Below are 18,285 nucleotides of genomic sequence, written 5' to 3' on the forward strand. Positions count from 1 at the left end.
CTTTTTGTTGAAATGGAAGAGATATGTATGTTATGATTTGTTTAATTAAATTAAACTTTTAAAAAGTGAGGGTTTCAAATGAATGAAAAACAAAAGCTTAAAAGAGCAACGTATCATTTATATACGTTCACAATCAGTAAGCTCATATCCTCTTTCGGCGCACAAGTATACGCATTTGCAATCAGCTTCTATATATTACAACTAACTGGATCAGCAACGAGCTTTGCAACAAACTTAATTTGTAACATATTGCCGCGTACACTCGTTTCACCTTTTGCAGGTTATGTGGCAGACCGCTATTCGCGTAAAAAGATCGTCATTATTGCTCAGCTAGCAACAACGGCTGCAATTGTGGGACTTCTAATTGTTAGTCTAACCTATGGATTATCACTTGTTGCAATTTTTACAACAACAGCAGTATTAGCAATTGCATCATCTTTTACTGGTGTGACATTTACTTCATCTATTACTGGATTAGTAGATGAAACAAGAATTCAAAGAGCTATGTCCTTGAATCAGATGTCCATGTCATTTGCGGCAATTGGCAGCCCTGCAGTAGGTGGTTTATTGTATGGAGCAGTTTCAATGGACCTGTTTTTAGGAATTTTCATTGTAGCATCACTAATTGCCGTAGTACTTGAATCAACGATGAACTTTACGTTATTTGCAAAACGGAAAGTTGAGGTAGAGGGAGAAACGAAGGAGTCCATGTTACAAAGCATGAAAGCCGGACTTAATTACTTAAAGACAAAACAAGTAATTATGATAATGATTTGGATTTCCCTGCTTATTAATTTCCTATTTGGTGCATATGAGGTAGGATACTCATATATCTTAATTGAAAAATTAAAAATGGCATCACAGCATTTTGGTTTTACACAGGGGGCCTTTGCTGTAGGGATGTTAGCCTTCTCAATTTATTTTTCAATTCGTAAAGAAGTTAAATATGCATTCCTTGTCTCGAAACGTGGAATTATAGCACTTGGAGCAATTATGGGTGCAATGTCAATTCCTTTAATGGTTTCCATGTCATATTGGACGGTATTTACTTTTTATTTCGTAATGATGTTTTGCTTCGGTTCAATGATTATCATTGTTAACACGCCTATACAGGTAATGATGCAAAAAATGATTGATGATGATTATAAGGGACGCGTTTTCTCAATATTGGAGACAATGGCAATGGGGTTAATGCCACTAGGGATGATTTTATTCGGATTCCTATATGACATTTTCCCAGGACAATATATCCTGATTGTCTCAGCAATTATATTAATTGGGGTTGTTCTAATCCTTGCTAGACCAAGTGTTGTAAAAAAAGCACATCCAGAACTAGACGTGAAGAAGGCTGTTGCAAGAGAAGCGGGAACAGCTATATAAGAGAAGGAGCAAATATCAAATTAAAAACGGGTTCGTTTGGAGTACAAAGCACCAATGAACAGTGAAACAAGACACACTAATATTGGCTTGGAAACAAAAGAAAAAATAGCACAATAAAAAAGGAGTTTGGATAATCAAGCTCCTTTTTGTTATAAATAGATAACCTCTTTAAATAAAACCTTAACGTATCAGAAAGATTTCTTTAAATCCACTCTTTTCCATGTTCACGGATGAAATTAATATCTTTTTGATAATGTTCATAATGTCCTTCAGCTATCATCTTTTGAAAAGCGATGTCGCCTCCAGCTGCTTTTCTTTTCATGTACTTACATAATCCTTCTAATCGCAACAATACCATATCTAAATATCCTTGTTCCAATCCCTCAATCCCATAGGTACTAAAAAACAATTCAACTCTATGTTTTGTGCGTTCGGCATCATGTGATGGGTTATAACGAACTTCCTCACCTTTTACAGTATGACGATATCTACTTAAAGGAACACATGTATAAAGAGTATATGCTATGTCCCAAAGTCTAGGACCAGGAGCAGCAACATCAAAGTCAATTATACCTACTGGCATTGTGTGTTTAAAAATTATGTTATAGATAGCAAAATCATTGTGACATATAACCTCTATATTATTTGGAGTGTTATCCATTGGTGTCCACTCGTTTAGTAAAGGAAAATCACTTACAGCATCATGATATTGACGTAGCATCTTAGCAATCTCTCTTAAAGCATCATTAGACCACATGTATTCCTTTAGAGGATAATTCCCAGCTTCTCCTTCAATGTATGATAATATCTCTCTGTTTTTATCGTCAATTCCTAAAAACTTCGGTGCGTAATTAAAACCGTTACTTTCCAAATGCTGCAATAATTTATGAATTTTAACACTATTAGGCTTTAATTCTCGTCGAACAGTATTTTTCGAACGATAAACGTCAGAGACGTTTCCACCTGTTAGTTTTTCTTCATTATGTTGAAATGACATTCAAAAATTCCCCACCTTTATTGCCAAACTGGATATTCTTCAACTAGTGACTATTGCTCATACGATCTTTCTGGTTAGTTTTACTATAATTATTCTAACATAAGCTATTTTTGTTTTTGTTTGAATCAATCCAAATAATGACACAAATTGTACACATGTCATGACAGTGTGTCATAAATTCCATTGACAGGTGACACGTTGTCATTTTACAATTTAGGAAAGAGGTGACAGAGTGTCATGTTAAATAAAGAGCCTGAAGATAAGAAGAAAGATACCGAAGAAAATCGAGTGAAAAGGATTGTTAAAGAGTTGCAGTCGCTTGGAATTAACGCGACACTATGTAAACGACCTACTCTACAACTAACGAATAAATGAGCCGTAAAAGGGAGTATTAAAATGGCAGTTGATATTAAAGTGAACGATATCTCGAAAATGAAATCGATTAAAACAGACTTAATGAGATTTATGATTTCTTATAAATTTGCGTTAGAGGAAATGAATACGAAGATCAATATTCTAAAGCAGGAATTTCAATATATGCACGAATATAACCCAATTGAACATGTAAAGTCTCGATTGAAAACACCAGAAAGCATACTTAAAAAAGTGAATCGAAAAGGGCACAGTCTTTCGATTGATTCGATTAGGGAAAATGTGAGAGACATCGCAGGAATTCGTATTACTTGTTCTTATATACCAGATATCTATAAAATAAGTACAATGCTTCAAAAACAGAAGGATATTAAAGTGATTGATGTTAAAGATTATATTAAGAATCCAAAACCAAACGGCTACCAAAGTCTGCATTTAATTCTTCAAATTCCTATTTTTATGTCGGATCGGGAAGAACAGGTTTATGTGGAGGTTCAGATTCGTACGATCGCAATGGATTTCTGGGCAAGCTTGGAGCACAAAATTTACTACAAATACAATAAGGAAATACCGCAACGAATTAAGGATGAATTAAAAGAAGCTGCAGACACCGCAACACAATTGGATAAGAAAATGGAGAAACTGCAGAAGGAAATGAACAAACTGAAGGAAAACAACAATACAGAAGATCACATACAGGAGCTATTTATCAATAACGAAAGATTCCAGCTTCCATATGGCTTACTGTAGTAATAAGTAAGGGAGGAAGGAAGCCTTGCCGAAGATTACATTTTTTAATTTACCAGATGATAAAAAAGAAACCTTAATTCAAGCTGCGAAAACTGAATTCTCAAGGGTTCCTCTTTTTGAGGCTTCTATTTCAAATATAATTAAGTCTGCTGGAATTCCACGAGGCAGCTTTTATCAATACTTTGAAGACAAAGAAGATCTGTTTTTCTTGTTATTAAGTGAGTTTGCTAAGGAAAAGAAAGACGACTTTCTGGCTAGTTTAGAAAAAAACAATGGGCAATTGTTCGAAACATTTATTGAGTTTTTTGACTTACTGATAAAAGAAGAAGAGAATGTAAGTTTCCTTCGTAATGCATTACTAAACATGACCCATAAAATTGAGAGCACCTTCGAGCGAATGATTAGTGGACATGACAACAATGAAAAGATGAAGGATTTTTCTCATTTTGGTTCATTACTGGATGTAAACTGCTTGAATGTTTCAAACGAGAAAGAGTTATATCATGCACTCCAGATTATAACGGCAGTAACATTCCGCAATCTGATCCAAACCTTTGCGGAAGAACTTCCGTATGAAGAGGCAATCGGAAACTATAAAATGGAGATGAATTTATTGAGGAATGGGCTTTTCCGGTAACGAATTCTAATGGTATTTATCGTTTTTTTTGAAGATGTTCCTCAGAAGAACGAATTGTGTTGCTGAAACAATTATAATAAATTAGTATACTAGTAGCTTGGAGATATCACTCCAGGCTTTTTTACATTTAAAGACTTATTTTAAAAAATTTCGTTGAAACTGAAATAATTCAGATCACTGGTTCGACTAATAGGTGAATTAATTATTGGAGGAGAAATGGATGGATAGTGACAAAGTAACAGAATGGTTCTATCAATACAGCAAAGATATATACCATTTCTTAGTCTATTATGTAGGATCAGGAGATATAGAAGACTTAGTACAAGAGGTTTTTATTCGTGCTATCAAAGGCATAGAAACCTATGAATCTAAATCAAGTGTAAAAACGTGGCTTTTTTCTATTGCCCGACATGTTGGAATCGATGAAATTAGGAAAAGAAAACGTACTAGAATAAAGAATCTTATTAGTTTTACAGGCTACGGCACTAATGAGGAAACAATTCCTGATATCATGCTTGAAATGAATGAAAATAATAGAAATTTATATCATGCAATAAATTCATTAAAATCCAACTATCGAGATGTAATTATTCTCCGAGCTATAAAGGAAATGACTGTTTCTGAAACAGCAGTTATTTTAAATTGGAATGAAAATAAGGTGCGTATTACTTATCATAGGGCATTAAAAGCCTTAAAGGATATGAAGGAGGAAATTCAATATGAAAGATAATGAGTGGCTATATCAATTAGTTGATGAGTTGAAATCCCTTCCTGAACCAGATTATGAGAAACAATTTGATAGTAATAAACAAAATGAAATACATAGGAACCTTATAAGGATTACAAGAGATTTTGAGTTAAAAAAGAGAAGAAGAAAACTAAAGAACCGTATAACAGCAGGAGTAGCAAGTATAGCCGCTTTGCTACTATTTTGTGTGATTTTTATTCCGGTAATCCAAGAATCAAACAATGCAACTGTTCCCGAAGTAGAATCATTTGAAAACTTCTTTCATCAAGTAATGGCAGAAATGCATAAAGAGGAAAAAAATTACTCGTACTCACTTATTCATACAGAGTTGCATTTGGTTAAAGAAAGTGACGCTATTGCAATATTTACAGAAAATACAGATCGTGGAGAACAGATATATATTGCATATTTTGAGAAACAACATAATCAATGGGAATGGAAGCAAACAAGAGGTTCAGAGTGGGATTCACGGATGAACTGGTCTTCAATGAACCAAAAACCTTATATATATTCAGGCCCAATAAGTGATCCGTCGGTAAGAGAAGTATATGCTGGTGAGGAACAAGCAAAAATTATTTCAGTTGAAGGAGACAAAAGGTTCTGGTATGCCATTAGCCCACTGAGCGAAGTAGAAGTCTTCTATGTGACAGAAAATGGGACTAAAAGAAGTATTAAGGAAGTTGATGTAAAGGGAAATTAAGCTGATTTTTTATACTACCTATAGTAAGATTTTACCTTTTGAAAGAATGGTATAATAAAAGTAGAAATGTGAAAAGAAACTGGAGGAAATATGAAAAAATTTAAGCGTACAAAAAGGGTTTTGATCGCATTTGCTGTTTTAATAATTTTTATCTTTTTAAACAATACCTCATTTTTTTCAAAAAATAGTGATACTGATAATTTGCTGCTTGCACACAGAGGAGTTGCACAAACTTTTACGATGGAAGGGATTGAATGGGATACTTGTACGGCAGAACGTATTTATGAGCCGGAACACGGTTTTCCTGAAAACACCATTCCATCGATTGAAGCAGCCTTTGAAGCAGGTGCTGATATAGTTGAATTTGATATTAAACGAACCAAGGATAATCAGTTTGCTGTTTTCCATGATGGAACTCTTGAATGTAGATCGAATGGTAGCGGGGAACCGTCTGAATATACAATGGAAGAGTTAAAGCACTTGGATATAGGCTATGGTTATACAGCAGACGGTGGGAAAACCTACCCTTTTCGTGGTAAAGGGATTGGACAAATGCCATCAATGGATGAAGTTCTTTCGAAATTTCCAAATAAAAATCTTTTAATCCATATTAAAAGTAGTAACCCAGAGGATGGTAAGCTACTTGTGGAATTTCTAATGAAGATGCCAAAGGAACAATTGGGTTTTCTTACGGTTTATGGGGACGATGAACCGATAGCAGTATTACAAGAAAAACTACCAGAACTTCGTGTGATGTCAATAGCCACCTTAAAAAGCTGTCTACTTCCCTATATCGGAATTGGTTGGACAGGCTTTGTTCCATCAGCCTGTGATAATACTCAATTACATATCCCTGAAAAATTCGCACCGTTCTTCTGGGGATTTCCAAATAAGTTTGTAGACCGAATGGAAAAAGCGAATACGAGAGTGATACTTGTAGCAGGGGATGGTGGCTGGTCAGAGGGGTTTGATACTGAGCAGGATTTGGAGCGATTGCCTGAGGATTATCGTGGTGGTATATGGACGAATAGTATTGAAAAGATTGCTCCCATATTAGAAAAGAAAGGCTGAAAGCTTGGATTGCTCCAAGCTTTTTCCTATTATCCACCTTGTTGGTCAAGGACTTTTCCATCTTCAGATAGTCCTCGTACGATGGTTTCTCTTCCAATATTAAAATAATATCTACCATACTTAGTAAGGATTTTGGCCTCTTCAAAATTTTTCTCTTCGGGTGATTTGGTTTCAACACGTACAATCTCGGGATTGTTTATTTCTCCAAAAACTACATAAAACTCGTGAAGTGTCTCACCGGTGTCTTTAAACTCGCGTAGTGGTTCAAAATAGACTGTTAGATTCTCATTTTCATAATGAGTCCAGCCATGGTGGCCGATATTTTCCCAACCATCCTTGTCATTACCTTTAAAGAAAGCAACAGCAAGTGCTTCATAATCTGCTAAAGGAAGTTCCTCTTTGTCTGGGTCAGTTGTATACATGATAATTGTTACCCCGTCATAAAGTTCATTATGAATGATATTATTGACTTCATATGGAATTGCTTTTTCTATTGCTTCATGAAGTGTTTCATATTTACCAAGTTCAAAATTTGGCTTAGTGACCCAATAAGTGATTAATCCGCCAATACTAAAAAGGAAAAGGACTATTATTATATGAATTTTTTTCATATTCTCTCCTTATTTAAAGAATTGTTCTATTTTTATCTTAACATATATTTCCAAAACCACCCGAAAGAAATTGTAAAATCTTTACCCTATTTTCATGTGAAGTAACGTATAATATGAAGTATGTTTCTTTAATGGTTTACAGTAAAAAAGCCGAGCTGTTGAAAGGAATTATAGATTAAGAGATTGGGCGGATCCATTTGCGAAAAATATATTTATACGGTTTGTTATTAATCGTCATGATTTCTTGGGGACTTAATGTCGTGGCAATTAAGATATTAGTTGAAAACTTTCCACCGTTTACAATTACGGCTCTTCGAATTCTTGCGGCAGGACTCGTAATATTTGTCTTTTTATACATACGTAAAGACATTCAAAAAGTAAATTTACAAGAATTCGGGTATGTGACATTAAGTGCTTTAACCGGAATCTTTGGTCATCAGGCGTTTTTAGCAATTGGTTTATTGAATACGAGCGCGACGAACGGAGCTTCCATTTTGGCGCTTATCCCACTAGTTACAACTATATTGGCTGCAATTCTACTAAAAGCAAAAATTACTCGTCTTAAAATAAGTGGTGTAATTCTTGGATTGATAGGTATTTATTTTATATTGGTATTTGGAAGTGGATCGTTTAGTAAACTATCGATTGGTGACTTTTATGTGTTTTTATCAGTAATCGCTCAGGCATTGAGCTTTATTTTTATTAGGAAAGCATCATATACTCTTAACACGAAAACCATTACTAGTTACTCTTTGTTAATGGGAGCAGGCTTCTTGATGTTATTGAGTATCGGTATTGAACAAAATACAATTCCGGCTATTACGGAGGGACCTGGATATGCATGGCTCATTTTAATAGCATCAGCAATTATCTCAACTGGTTTTGGAAACTTATTTTACAACTATGCTATTCAACAAATAGGACCGGGAGAAACAGCGGTATTCTTGAATTTAACACCGTTTTTCTCATTAACAGGGTCAGTTTTGTTTTTAAATGAAGAGATAAGATTGGTACAAATAGTAGGATTTATTTTGATTGTAGTGGGTGTCCTTCTAAGTACGGAGTTGTTTGAAAGAAAAACTAAAAGAGTGAAGGAAGCAAGCGTTTCAGTTGTAAAATCAATAGATAGCTAGTAGGCTTGAATCCATTGGGTTCTGGTCTTTTTATATTTTCGGGTTTAATTTCGTTGTTTTCAAAACATCCTAGAAGAGTAATTTAAATAATTTCTACTAGGAGGATTATACATGGCTTTAACTTTTAAACAAATGGTTGGACAAGCACGAGAAAATGTCCAAGGTATTACTTCAGCAGAAGCGCGTGAAAAGATGAAGGGAAATCCTGATACACTCGTTATTGATGTGCAGGATGCAGCGGATGCGGGAGCATGCGGTCTGATTCCAAGTAGTATGAACATTTCACTTGGAATGCTTCCAATTCGTGCAGATCTCGAATTGCCAGAACACTTAAGGGAACCAAAATTAGCGGATCGAAACAGACCGGTATTAGTAACCTGCGGAGCAGGTGGACAAGCCGCGTTAGGAGCATATCTTCTCAAGCAGATGGGATTTACCGATGTGGCCTTTATTGAAGGAGGAACTACTTCATGGAAAGAGGCTGGTTTTGAGGTAGAGTCAGCAAAATAGGTAGGAAAAACCGTCAAGACGCTCTTGACGGTTTATTTCATGAGATAAGAAAGTATAAAGTTGTCAGCTTAGTTTTGCTGTCTAGCTCCAGCGCCTAGCCCCTCGAGGTCGCTTCACCCCTCCTGCGGCGGCAACACTAAGGAATGCTACGTGAGCATAAGCCTCGCAGAAAAAATGCTTTAGCATTTTTTAGAGCCTCCTCGTCAGGGTTTCGAAGCACAGGACGTGCTAGTGCCGGCGTTGCCACAGGACGTGGCGACATTAGCCGGCCAGCGCTTGTCGGACTTGCACAGGAAGTGCTGACATCGACGTTCGCCACAGGACGTGGCGGTTTTTAGTCGATGGTCCTTATTCAAGGCGCTTGCGCTTTTCTTACAAATACGGACTCTCATGCTTGGCTTTCAGCATTCTCCAGCGGCGTTCCACTTCATCTCTAAACAATTGAAGCATTTCGCTGCTTTCTTCCTTCAATAAATGCTTTGTTTTACCCATTAATTCCAACCAGCCTGTTACATCAATACGCTTCTTTTTGGCTTCAGGGTCATAGGTTACAGTCGTGATGCCATGCTCGACTTCATAAAGTGGGAAGAAGCAGGAATCTACAGCAGCTTCTACAATTGAGCGACCTAAATGATCCTTTGACTTCCAGTTCAATGGACAGGTGATTAAAATTTTTCCGTACACTAACCCTTCGTTTTGAGCATACCACTGAGCTTTCGCAGCTTTTTTCAATAAGTCTCTGTCAAATGCTTCTGTACCGGTGAACACATACGGAATATGAGTTGCAGCCATAATTTGAGCTGTATCCTTATGGTGGAACGGCTTGCCGTTTTGGAAGCTACCGACATTAGATGTACTTGTCATATGTCCCATTGGAGTCGAGTAAGAAAGCTGACTTCCGGTATTCATATACCCTTCATTATCGTACTCAAGGATGATCATTTTATGGTTACGAAGTGCCGTACCAATTGCCGGTCCCATACCTATATCCATACCGCCGTCACCTGTCACCATTACAAAGGTGAAATCATCACTTAAGCCAAGTTCTTCAAACTCACCACGTCTTTTACGCTCGTGGAACATCTCCACAAGACCTGATAAGGTTGCAGAGCCATTTTGGAAAAGGTTATGGATATAAGTTGCTTTATGCGCACTATATGGATAACCAGTCGTTACAACCATTGCACATCCTGTATGGAAAAGTGCAACAATATCGCCTTCAATTCCTTTGAAGAAAAGCTCCAATCCAGAGAAGATTCCACAACCAGGACAAGCACCGTGACCAGAAGCAATCCGTTTTGGCTTTTTCGTTAAGCTTCGTAAAGGTGGGATTTTCACTTTCAGTTCGCCTGTTTCTTCATCAGGAGTAACTGTAATAAGTCCTGTTACCAAGTCTTCCTTTTTCAATGGGTTCACAACACGTTTTGGTGCTGCTTCGGGATTTCCAGGTGTATGACCGAAATAATCAAAAGGTTTCTCAACTATATCATTCGCAACCGCATCAACTGCTAACTGGAAAAAGTGCTCCGCATCATCTGCGTAAAAGTCTTTACCGCCCAAACCATATACACGGTTAATAACCTTAGTAGTACTATTTCCGTAGGTTTGTAGAGTTGCTCTTACTTCAAGAGCCATATTTCCTCCATGCGCACCGTATGAATCCGCACGGTCACCGACTGTTACTGCTTTAACATTTTTCAACACTTCCGCTAATTGCTTTTGAGGGAAGGGACGAATCATGTTAGGGGAAATGACTCCAGCCTTGATTCCTTTTTCACGGAGTCGGTCAACGACATCCTTACAAACCTCAGCAGCTGAATTTAACATAAACACTGCCACTTCAGCATCTTCCATTCGATATAAATCCAATAGCGGATATTCGCGGCCAGTCAGCTCTGCATACTCTTTTGAGATTCTTTCAAACACTCGCTCTGCATTATACATTGCTTCAGATTGCTGATAGCAATTATTAATATAATCAGGTTCATTCATATAAGGACCGATTGTTACCGGATTTTCTCGATCTAATGCATGTGGGAAGTTCTTTGGAGGATCCCCGATAAATGCATGCACATCTTTTTTATCCTTAATAACCTGTACACGACGCTTTTGGTGGGACGTAAAATAACCATCAAATGAAACAATAACAGGTAATCGAACCTCAGGGTCTTCTGCTAGTTTAATAGCTAAAATATTCATATCATACACAATTTGAGGATCGCGAGCCATAAGAATTGGCCACCCCGTATTGAGCGCAAAATACAAATCTGAATGGTCACCATGAATATTCAAAGGACCGGATACAGACCGGTTTACGAGATTCAATACCATTGGAAAGCGAGTTCCTGATTGAACAGGTAACTGCTCCAGCATATATAAAAATCCATTTGCGCTTGTTGCGTTAAATACACGGCCTCCACCAGTAGATGCACCATAACAGATACCAGCAGATCCATGCTCGCCATCAGCCGGAATCAAGACAATATCATGTTCACCTTTTGCCTTCATTCCATCTAAAAACTGAGCGACCTCAGTAGAAGGGGAAATTGGATAATAGCCCATTACATGATAATTAATCTGGTGGGCAGCATATGCAGCCATTTCATTGCCAGATTCAAAGACAATACTTTGCTCAACTGTACCGGTCATATGTTTTATATTTTCACTTTTAAAATCAATTGACATAGAGTAGAACCACCTTTCTTAATTCTTTACAAGATCAAATAGATGGGGTACGCGATTTGCCTCTGCATATCCGTCATCTAACTCCTTAGCATCTGTAAGCGCTTCCACAGGACAGGCGTGGACACACTTCAAACAGCCTTTGCAATATTGATAATCAATTCCTTGTAAAAACATTTGTGGACGACCTTTTTTATCAGGTTTTTCTTCCCATACAAAGCAAAAATCAGGACAAACTGTATCACAGGCAGCACAGTTGATACATTTATCTTCGTGAAAATGAGGGAGCATACCAGCTCGTGAAATACTCAAATCTTTTAAAATACTGTTACCTGGATTGATTACAGTCCCACCAATTGGCTGATTGGCATACCCAAGTGCAGGTTCAGAACGGGTAAAAGGAATCGGCTCTGCATCTTGTTCTGGAGTAAATACTTTAAACTCCACTTCATGATAGCCACGGTCAAAGGTGCGAATATTCGGTTCAACAAAATGAGGATACTTTTTCTCAAAGGTACGGCGTATCGTATCTCTCATAGACTCTGGATCTAAAAAGTCTAGTATTCTATAAAGAGCTCCTAACATGGCAGTGTTTACTTTGGTCTGTTCTTGAAGGGCAATTTCTGTGGCATCTACAACTGCGACAATTCCACCTTGAATGTTCATCAGGTCTTTAAGTCGTTCAGGCGTTTTCTTGGAGTTAACTAGAATCGTACTGTCATTATAAATACCGCTGGTACAATTAATTGTTTTGAATAGGGCATCGTGGAAGATTCCGACAACGTGAGGGCGTTCTATTGGTGTAGTATCTCGGATATTTGTGTCAGGGTTACAAAATCGAATATGGGCTTTCACTGGTGATCCTTTTTTCTCGGAGCCATAGGAAGAAAAGCCGACTCCATTAAGTCCATGGCCAACAACTCCATCCTCTGAGAGCATCTTACCAGCCAAGTTGGCACCTAAGCCACCTATGGACTCTAGACGAATCTCAAAAAATCCTAACTCATTCACTTTAGGTAATTGTGTCAAGAAGATTCCTCCAATCTTATCTAGATTAGAAAATTATAAATTTTCTAATAAATATATAAATAGATTGTAACAGGATACAAAAATAAATACAACAGGGTTATGTGAAAATGGGCATATATCTTAAAGAAACGCTTTATTTATGGGCATTTTATCTAATTCTGATTATTCCTGTTATAAAACAATAAAACTATGTATTATAACAGATTTCTAGTGATAATCGTGTAATTTATGACTTTTGAATCATTTATTCTAAACTCATATTTGGTAAAATTTTCATTATTAAATGTTAGTAAATAGGGGTGTTTAAACGTGACAAATTTAGTTTTCGATAGAGAAAATCAGTTTGCTAATAAAATGCGTAAATATAAAATCTTTTTAAACGATGAAGAAGTAGGCGAAATTAAAAACGGCGAGCAAAAGGAGATAAAGGTCCAACCGGGTTCTTATAAAGTGAAGTTAAAGATTGACTGGTGTGAAAGCAAAGAGATTCAAATCAATGCGGTTGAAGGACAAACAATTCAATTCCAATGTGGTAGTAGATTAAGAGGTTTGAAGGTGTTCCAAGCAACGAAAGCAATGGATAAAGTGGATGAGTTTGTTTATTTGGATCAAGTAAAATAATTACTAGGTAAGCGTGTCCGATGGAGCAGAAGTTCTTTTTTTACTGTAAAGAATTAATGTGAGTTCTGTTAGAAATGGAAATAAGGCAATTGATGTCCTCACTTAAGTATTTGAGTTTGAAAAGGAAAAGAGATTATAAGAATTAAAGTAAAAAACTGCATAATTTCTAAAATTTCTGAAACTTAATCCACTCTATATTCGTATACTACATATAGAAAGTTTACGGAATGGAGGGATTCGTATGGTTCGATACATTCTCTATGTACTTTTAGTAGCAGCCGTCGAAGTGGGGATATTAACAGGGATTTCAGTATACTTTGATTATAACTTCTTAACTACCATGTTTTTTGGATCATTTACTTTTGCTCTTATTGCCTTTGTATTAAGCTCTTCAGGTGATGTACTTACAAAAGGCTCCGAAATGGCTGCATTTGATACGTTGTTAGGTGCCTACAAACCACGACACGAAAAAGCAACATTACGGCTAAATCCATTTTTGGTAGGTTCGCTTTTATGTTTGGTTGTTTATGTAGTGTTAGAGTTAATTCTATAGAATAACAGATGCCTGTTTCCTTTAGAGATAGGCATTTTTTCTGCCTTTTTATGGAACCTGATGTGTTATTATAAAAATAAACTGAATTCCTGGGGGAATATTGGTATGGAGCGATTAGCCGTATTCTGTGGTTCAAGTAATGGTGCAAGTGAGGCTTATAAAGAGGGTGCTGTGCAATTAGGCTTGGAGCTAGCAAAACGTAATATTACTCTAGTCTATGGTGGATCTAATGTTGGAATTATGGGAGTAGTGGCAGATACTGTTTTAGAAGGAGGAGGGAAGGTAATCGGAGTTCTACCAAGATTCCTAGAAGAAAGAGAGATCTCGCATCCTCACTTAACTGAATTACATAGAGTAGAAACGATGCATGAAAGAAAAGCAAAAATGGAAGAACTAGTGGATGGTTTTATTGTTTTACCAGGAGGTGCCGGTACGTTAGAGGAGTTTTTTGAGGTTTTCACCTGGGCGCAGATTGGCTTACATCAAAAACCAATAGGACTTCTTAACATTAATGGATACTATGACCCTCTTGTTCATTTGTTTGATCACATGGTCCAAGAACAATTTATGCAGGAGAAATATAAATCTGTCGCAATCGTAAACTCAAACCCGATTAGCTTAATCGATAAGTTTCATACATATGAACCGCCTGCGGTGAAGACGTATGATAACAAACGTTGAAAACTCCATATAGAAGGAGAAAAAAGATGATATTCCGAAGAAAAAAATATATTGTTGATGCTGGTATTGTAGAAGAGTTTAATACGCACTTTAACAATACGCTACTGCCAACACAACTAAAATATGGAGCGAGATTAGTAGGAAGATGGATGTCTCAACAAAATGATGGGACTATAGAAATCTTTGCGATCTGGGAATACGATAGTCATGCAGAATACGAAAAAATTGAAAATAATGTTCGAAGTGATAAAGAGCATGTCCAACGTGTCCAGAATTGGTATGGAAAAATGGGTGGAAGAGAGAACTTAAAAGATGTATTTCATAAGATTGAAGAGGATTTCATAGAGACAACTGTACCATATGAGAATACAATTCTTTCGAAGAGGTAAATAGTATCTATTGTAAAGAAGTCAGGATAAAAATTATTGTTTTTTATCCTGTTCAAGTAGTTCAATAATTCTATCTAGCTTTTGATTAATATCGTTATCCATATTAGGCTGCTTTTGTTTTAAAAGAATCGAACGAACTAGAAAAAACACGGCGGCAAACAACCCGAAGATAAAAATAAACATTAAAAGCTGAAAAAGTAAATCACCAATATTCATCGTAATTCCTCACTTTACAAGTACTGGAAATATTATATCATAATTTACAATTAGATAATTTGAATTATATAAAGGTGAATGATGACCAAATTGAACCGCTTAATGATAGGTTATAATAGAAACATATTTGATATTCTTTTTTAATGGGAATACTATCCATAAATATGCACTTTTTAAAAATTAAGGGGGAATAAATATGCAAGCTAATAAGGTGTTGTCACTCGAACAACAAGATGAAATACTGTCTGTGTTGAAGGATCGTTTTGAGAAAAACATGAATCGCCACCAAGGTATAGAATGGTCTAATGTTCAAGCGAAGCTGGAGGCGAATCCGGAAAAACTTTGGTCACTCAATGAAATGGAGAGTACCGGTGGTGAACCGGATGTTGTTGGATATGATGACGAGAAGGACGAATATGTTTTTTATGATTGTTCGCCGGAAACGCCAAAAGGCCGTAGGAGTATTTGTTACGATCATGAAGCGTTAGAAGCAAGGAAGAAACATAAACCGGAAAATTCAGCTGTTAATATGGCAACTGACATGGGCATTGAACTTTTAACGGAAGAACAATATCGAGACTTACAGAAACTAGGGAAATTTGATCTGAAGACATCTAGTTGGGTTAAGACACCCTCTGATATAAGAAATTTAGGTGGTGCCGTATTTTGTGACCGTCGTTATGATCAAGTATTTTTGTACCACAATGGAGCAGATTCCTACTATGGTGCCAGAGGTTTCCGTGGTTCTCTAAGGGTTTAACTACTAGTATAAATTTTTACATAATGTAACTAAACGAAAGATGTCATTTGTTTTACTTCAAATTAAATTTTAACCAACATGACTTAGAGGAAAAGTCCTCTAGGTCTTTTTTTATTGCGTAATTACTGAATGACTGCATTTATATTAAAATGAAATATGATAAAAAATTTAAAACGGAGTTAAATCTTTTTTCATAGAAATGCGTCTTACTAGGTGAGGTGATAAAAAATGCCTGAGGATCAAGAGTTGATTAAGGAAATCTTGAATGGTAGCCAAGCGGCAATGGAAGTGTTAACGAGAAAATATTATAAACCGATTTATGCATTTGTGTATCGTAAAGTGGGAGATCGTGAGCTGGCTTATGACTTTACACAGGAAATCTTCATTAAGATGATGCAAAGGCTAGATTCTTTTTCGAATAAAGGGTCATTTCAAAGTTGGTTGTATTCAATAGCGGTGAATCACTGTAGAGACTACTGGAGGAGCTTGGAATACAAAAATACGTCAAAGCAAGCAGAACTGGTAGAAACAATTAAAAGTGAAGGGAATACTGTCCCGTACATATTTGAACGGAAAGAAACGCGTGAGCAGGTGAAGCAGGCGATTAATAGCCTTCCAGATATTCAGAAAGAAGCAGTGATTCTAAAATATTATCATGATATGAAAATACAAGAAATCGCAGATGTTACGAATGCAAATTTATCAACGGTGAAATCTCGATTAAAACAGGGGTTAGGTAAGCTAGCGGCTATTTTAGAGAGAGGTGAGGAATATGCCAAAAAGACCAATAGAAAGTAAGTTTGATATAGAGATGGATCGAGAGCTAGTAGAGCTTGAGCAAGAAATTGAGTTTATGTTAGATGAATACGATGTCGAGTTTCCAAGTGAAGTAGAAATGATGGTGACGATTGAGGCAATGCGACCTTATGTTCCTAAAAATGAGAACAAATGGAAGAATGTATATGGAAGAGTAGAAACGATTTTACAGCATTCTGCAAGAGAGGTTTTTTATATCACGCCGTTATTCTGGCTGTTGAACGGGTTGTTTTTAGTCGTATGTATTGGTGCAGTGATTCTAACGGAGGCAGATCCATACTTGGTTGCATTGTTATTCGCACCACTTCCTACTATTACTGGGTTACTAGAAGTACTAAAGAGTAAAAACAATGGAATGGCAGAGCTTGAGCTATCGTTAAAATATAATCTAGAAGAATTAATTTTATCTAAGCTGGTCATTATTGGTGGATTCAATTTAGTGTTGAATGTTGTACTTACAGCATGTATTTCAGCTATTTATCCTGAAATTTGGATAGGGAAAATGGCTCTGTATTGGATTACTCCTTTCACTGTTATCTCAGCGGTATCTTTATTCGTAGTTACCAGCACTAGACAGTCGTATATCTTTACCGGTGGAATAGTGGTATGGATATCAGTAGGTATTTTAGTAGGTCAAACAGATGCGCTTGAAATGATTGAAAGGCTACCTTCAGTTATCTTCATCGTAGTCTCAGTTATTTCGATGATTTACGTAGTAGCGAAAATGAATTCAATCTATAAAAGGGGTATTTCTTATGAATTTAACCATTGAAAATATATCAAAAAACTTTGGGAACAAGAAGGCATTGGATCAAATAAATTTAGAATTAACAACGGGTGTATACGGTATTCTTGGGGCAAATGGGTCAGGTAAAACAACATTGATGAGAATTTTGGCAACTGTCATGAAACCTAGTTCTGGCAGGGTGTTGTTGGATGGCCAAGATATTACAAAGCTGGATCATAAGTACCGCGACATACTAGGATATTTACCACAGCACGTAGGCTTTTATAAAACCTTTACCGCTGAAAAGCTTTTACTCTATATCACCGCATTGAAGGGGTTAACGAAGGATGAAGCGAAAGTCAAGGTTAACGAAGTACTAGAGTTAGTTGGACTTTCTGAGCATCGTAAGGGGAAAGTAGGGAAGTTTTCAGGTGGTATGAAGCGTCGCGTTGGGATTGCTCAGGCATTACTAAACGACCCAAAGATATTAATTGTAGATGAACCAACAGCAGGTCTCGATCCAAAAGAACGGATTCGTTTTCGTAACCTGTTATCACAAATCTCAGCAAATCGTATTGTTCTTTTATCCACACATATTGTGTCGGACATCGAATATATTGCGAAAGAAGTGTTGATTTTAAAAGATGGTCATTTAGTTAAAAAGCAATCTCCTCAAGAGCTTCTTTCAGGAATCCAAAATAAGGTATGGACTGTCACGGTTGAAAATGAGTCGGAAATCTTACATTTCCAATCATTGTATAAAGTAGGGAATATTTCACGAGTACAAAATCAATTTGAGTTGCGAATTCTAAGTGATGTTAAACCTCATCAAAACGCGATAAATGAGAATCCGAATCTCGAAGACTTGTATCTTTACTATTTTGATGAGGAGGTAGCATAAG

At 36.6% G+C, this 18,285-nt stretch carries 22 protein-coding genes; 17 read left to right on the forward strand and 5 right to left on the reverse strand.

All coding sequences use genetic code 11. The features are described 5' to 3' along the window. Window positions 1–78 precede the first annotated feature (78 nt). Entirely contained in the window at window positions 79–1,380 is a 1,302-nt protein-coding gene (locus AB3M96_RS04385; protein WP_412966356.1) for an MFS transporter, read from the forward strand. A 202-nt stretch (window positions 1,381–1,582) separates the two neighbouring features. On the opposite strand, the gene AB3M96_RS04390 is transcribed toward AB3M96_RS04385, so the two are convergent. Then, window positions 1,583–2,377, reverse strand: coding sequence for a phosphotransferase (locus AB3M96_RS04390; protein WP_412966357.1), 795 nt, complete (start codon window positions 2,375–2,377; stop codon window positions 1,583–1,585). Window positions 2,378–2,614: 237 nt separating this feature from the next. On the opposite strand from AB3M96_RS04390, the gene AB3M96_RS04395 reads away from it, so the two are divergent. From AB3M96_RS04395 to AB3M96_RS04420, 6 genes are all read left to right on the forward strand, one after another. Next, window positions 2,615–2,752, forward strand: coding sequence for a hypothetical protein (locus AB3M96_RS04395; protein WP_412966358.1), 138 nt, complete (start codon window positions 2,615–2,617; stop codon window positions 2,750–2,752). Between the two features lie 21 nt (window positions 2,753–2,773). Continuing rightward, the gene (locus tag AB3M96_RS04400) at window positions 2,774–3,499 is read left to right on the forward strand and encodes a GTP pyrophosphokinase (RefSeq protein ID WP_412966359.1); all 726 of its coding nucleotides are present in this window, start codon (window positions 2,774–2,776) and stop codon (window positions 3,497–3,499) included. Window positions 3,500–3,524: 25 nt separating this feature from the next. Beyond that, window positions 3,525–4,136: a TetR/AcrR family transcriptional regulator gene (locus AB3M96_RS04405; protein ID WP_412966360.1), complete on the forward strand. Its 612-nt coding sequence runs from the start codon at window positions 3,525–3,527 to the stop codon at window positions 4,134–4,136. Window positions 4,137–4,356: 220 nt separating this feature from the next. Beyond that, window positions 4,357–4,866 carry an RNA polymerase sigma factor gene (locus tag AB3M96_RS04410; protein ID WP_412966361.1) on the forward strand — a complete coding sequence of 170 codons (510 nt, stop codon included), beginning with the start codon at window positions 4,357–4,359 and terminating at the stop codon, window positions 4,864–4,866. After that, window positions 4,856–5,584: a hypothetical protein gene (locus tag AB3M96_RS04415; RefSeq protein WP_412966362.1), complete on the forward strand. Its 729-nt coding sequence runs from the start codon at window positions 4,856–4,858 to the stop codon at window positions 5,582–5,584. Before AB3M96_RS04410 ends, AB3M96_RS04415 begins: the two co-directional genes overlap by 11 nt. A 90-nt stretch (window positions 5,585–5,674) precedes the next feature. After that, complete coding sequence (locus tag AB3M96_RS04420) at window positions 5,675–6,655, forward strand: glycerophosphodiester phosphodiesterase family protein (RefSeq protein ID WP_412966363.1); 981 nt, start codon at window positions 5,675–5,677, stop codon at window positions 6,653–6,655. 29 nt (window positions 6,656–6,684) lie between these two features. Here the strand turns inward: AB3M96_RS04420 and AB3M96_RS04425 are convergent, their stop codons facing one another. Next, window positions 6,685–7,266, reverse strand: coding sequence for a hypothetical protein (locus AB3M96_RS04425; protein ID WP_412966364.1), 582 nt, complete (start codon window positions 7,264–7,266; stop codon window positions 6,685–6,687). Window positions 7,267–7,463: 197 nt separating this feature from the next. On the opposite strand from AB3M96_RS04425, the gene AB3M96_RS04430 reads away from it, so the two are divergent. Together AB3M96_RS04430 and AB3M96_RS04435 are read left to right on the forward strand one after the other, a co-directional pair. Further along, a complete protein-coding gene (locus AB3M96_RS04430; RefSeq protein ID WP_412966365.1) occupies window positions 7,464–8,399 on the forward strand; it encodes a DMT family transporter in 936 nt (311 codons plus the stop codon). A gap of 111 nt (window positions 8,400–8,510) precedes the next feature. Beyond that, window positions 8,511–8,909: a rhodanese-like domain-containing protein gene (locus tag AB3M96_RS04435; protein ID WP_412966366.1), complete on the forward strand. Its 399-nt coding sequence runs from the start codon at window positions 8,511–8,513 to the stop codon at window positions 8,907–8,909. A 372-nt stretch (window positions 8,910–9,281) separates the two neighbouring features. On the opposite strand, the gene AB3M96_RS04440 is transcribed toward AB3M96_RS04435, so the two are convergent. Continuing rightward, the gene (locus AB3M96_RS04440; RefSeq protein WP_412966367.1) at window positions 9,282–11,594 is read right to left on the reverse strand and encodes a thiamine pyrophosphate-dependent enzyme; all 2,313 of its coding nucleotides are present in this window, start codon (window positions 11,592–11,594) and stop codon (window positions 9,282–9,284) included. Between the two features lie 18 nt (window positions 11,595–11,612). After that, window positions 11,613–12,620: a 2-oxoacid:acceptor oxidoreductase family protein gene (locus tag AB3M96_RS04445; RefSeq protein WP_412966368.1), complete on the reverse strand. Its 1,008-nt coding sequence runs from the start codon at window positions 12,618–12,620 to the stop codon at window positions 11,613–11,615. 309 nt (window positions 12,621–12,929) lie between these two features. On the opposite strand from AB3M96_RS04445, the gene AB3M96_RS04450 reads away from it, so the two are divergent. The 4 genes from AB3M96_RS04450 (at window position 12,930) to AB3M96_RS04465 (ending at window position 14,864) form a co-directional block, all read left to right on the forward strand. Next, window positions 12,930–13,241 (forward strand): hypothetical protein, encoded by a 312-nt coding sequence (locus tag AB3M96_RS04450; RefSeq protein ID WP_412966369.1) that lies wholly within the window; start codon window positions 12,930–12,932, stop codon window positions 13,239–13,241. A gap of 241 nt (window positions 13,242–13,482) precedes the next feature. Continuing rightward, complete coding sequence (locus tag AB3M96_RS04455) at window positions 13,483–13,794, forward strand: hypothetical protein (protein WP_412966370.1); 312 nt, start codon at window positions 13,483–13,485, stop codon at window positions 13,792–13,794. Window positions 13,795–13,899: 105 nt separating this feature from the next. Further along, complete coding sequence (locus tag AB3M96_RS04460) at window positions 13,900–14,475, forward strand: LOG family protein (RefSeq protein WP_412966371.1); 576 nt, start codon at window positions 13,900–13,902, stop codon at window positions 14,473–14,475. Between the two features lie 26 nt (window positions 14,476–14,501). Then, a complete protein-coding gene (locus AB3M96_RS04465; protein WP_412966372.1) occupies window positions 14,502–14,864 on the forward strand; it encodes an NIPSNAP family protein in 363 nt (120 codons plus the stop codon). A gap of 33 nt (window positions 14,865–14,897) precedes the next feature. On the opposite strand, the gene AB3M96_RS04470 is transcribed toward AB3M96_RS04465, so the two are convergent. Continuing rightward, window positions 14,898–15,080: a DUF4083 family protein gene (locus AB3M96_RS04470; protein WP_412966373.1), complete on the reverse strand. Its 183-nt coding sequence runs from the start codon at window positions 15,078–15,080 to the stop codon at window positions 14,898–14,900. Between the two features lie 196 nt (window positions 15,081–15,276). On the opposite strand from AB3M96_RS04470, the gene AB3M96_RS04475 reads away from it, so the two are divergent. From AB3M96_RS04475 to AB3M96_RS04490, 4 genes are all read left to right on the forward strand, one after another. Next, on the forward strand, window positions 15,277–15,840 hold the full coding sequence (locus AB3M96_RS04475) for a DUF4256 domain-containing protein (protein WP_412966374.1): 564 nt from the start codon (window positions 15,277–15,279) through the stop codon (window positions 15,838–15,840). A 228-nt stretch (window positions 15,841–16,068) separates the two neighbouring features. Continuing rightward, window positions 16,069–16,638 carry an RNA polymerase sigma factor gene (locus AB3M96_RS04480; protein ID WP_412966375.1) on the forward strand — a complete coding sequence of 190 codons (570 nt, stop codon included), beginning with the start codon at window positions 16,069–16,071 and terminating at the stop codon, window positions 16,636–16,638. Next, the gene (locus AB3M96_RS04485) at window positions 16,613–17,428 is read left to right on the forward strand and encodes a hypothetical protein (RefSeq protein ID WP_412966376.1); all 816 of its coding nucleotides are present in this window, start codon (window positions 16,613–16,615) and stop codon (window positions 17,426–17,428) included. Before AB3M96_RS04480 ends, AB3M96_RS04485 begins: the two co-directional genes overlap by 26 nt. Continuing rightward, window positions 17,412–18,284 (forward strand): ABC transporter ATP-binding protein, encoded by an 873-nt coding sequence (locus AB3M96_RS04490; RefSeq protein WP_412966377.1) that lies wholly within the window; start codon window positions 17,412–17,414, stop codon window positions 18,282–18,284. Before AB3M96_RS04485 ends, AB3M96_RS04490 begins: the two co-directional genes overlap by 17 nt. The last annotated feature ends 1 nt before the right edge of the window (window position 18,285 follow it).

Source organism: Ferdinandcohnia jepli, from assembly GCF_047246645.1.
Lineage (GTDB): Bacteria > Bacillota > Bacilli > Bacillales > Bacillaceae_L > Ferdinandcohnia.

Coding starts and splice junctions, on each gene's coding strand:
- AB3M96_RS04385 (WP_412966356.1), top strand. CDS start 79: ATGAATGAAAAACAAAAGCTTAAAAGAGCAACGTATCATTTATATACG.
- AB3M96_RS04390 (WP_412966357.1), bottom strand. CDS start 2,377: ATGTCATTTCAACATAATGAAGAAAAACTAACAGGTGGAAACGTCTCT.
- AB3M96_RS04395 (WP_412966358.1), top strand. CDS start 2,615: ATGTTAAATAAAGAGCCTGAAGATAAGAAGAAAGATACCGAAGAAAAT.
- AB3M96_RS04400 (WP_412966359.1), top strand. CDS start 2,774: ATGGCAGTTGATATTAAAGTGAACGATATCTCGAAAATGAAATCGATT.
- AB3M96_RS04410 (WP_412966361.1), top strand. CDS start 4,357: ATGGATAGTGACAAAGTAACAGAATGGTTCTATCAATACAGCAAAGAT.
- AB3M96_RS04415 (WP_412966362.1), top strand. CDS start 4,856: ATGAAAGATAATGAGTGGCTATATCAATTAGTTGATGAGTTGAAATCC.
- AB3M96_RS04420 (WP_412966363.1), top strand. CDS start 5,675: ATGAAAAAATTTAAGCGTACAAAAAGGGTTTTGATCGCATTTGCTGTT.
- AB3M96_RS04425 (WP_412966364.1), bottom strand. CDS start 7,266: ATGAAAAAAATTCATATAATAATAGTCCTTTTCCTTTTTAGTATTGGC.
- AB3M96_RS04435 (WP_412966366.1), top strand. CDS start 8,511: ATGGCTTTAACTTTTAAACAAATGGTTGGACAAGCACGAGAAAATGTC.
- AB3M96_RS04440 (WP_412966367.1), bottom strand. CDS start 11,594: ATGTCAATTGATTTTAAAAGTGAAAATATAAAACATATGACCGGTACA.
- AB3M96_RS04455 (WP_412966370.1), top strand. CDS start 13,483: ATGGTTCGATACATTCTCTATGTACTTTTAGTAGCAGCCGTCGAAGTG.
- AB3M96_RS04460 (WP_412966371.1), top strand. CDS start 13,900: ATGGAGCGATTAGCCGTATTCTGTGGTTCAAGTAATGGTGCAAGTGAG.
- AB3M96_RS04465 (WP_412966372.1), top strand. CDS start 14,502: ATGATATTCCGAAGAAAAAAATATATTGTTGATGCTGGTATTGTAGAA.
- AB3M96_RS04470 (WP_412966373.1), bottom strand. CDS start 15,080: ATGAATATTGGTGATTTACTTTTTCAGCTTTTAATGTTTATTTTTATC.
- AB3M96_RS04475 (WP_412966374.1), top strand. CDS start 15,277: ATGCAAGCTAATAAGGTGTTGTCACTCGAACAACAAGATGAAATACTG.
- AB3M96_RS04480 (WP_412966375.1), top strand. CDS start 16,069: ATGCCTGAGGATCAAGAGTTGATTAAGGAAATCTTGAATGGTAGCCAA.
- AB3M96_RS04485 (WP_412966376.1), top strand. CDS start 16,613: ATGCCAAAAAGACCAATAGAAAGTAAGTTTGATATAGAGATGGATCGA.
- AB3M96_RS04490 (WP_412966377.1), top strand. CDS start 17,412: ATGAATTTAACCATTGAAAATATATCAAAAAACTTTGGGAACAAGAAG.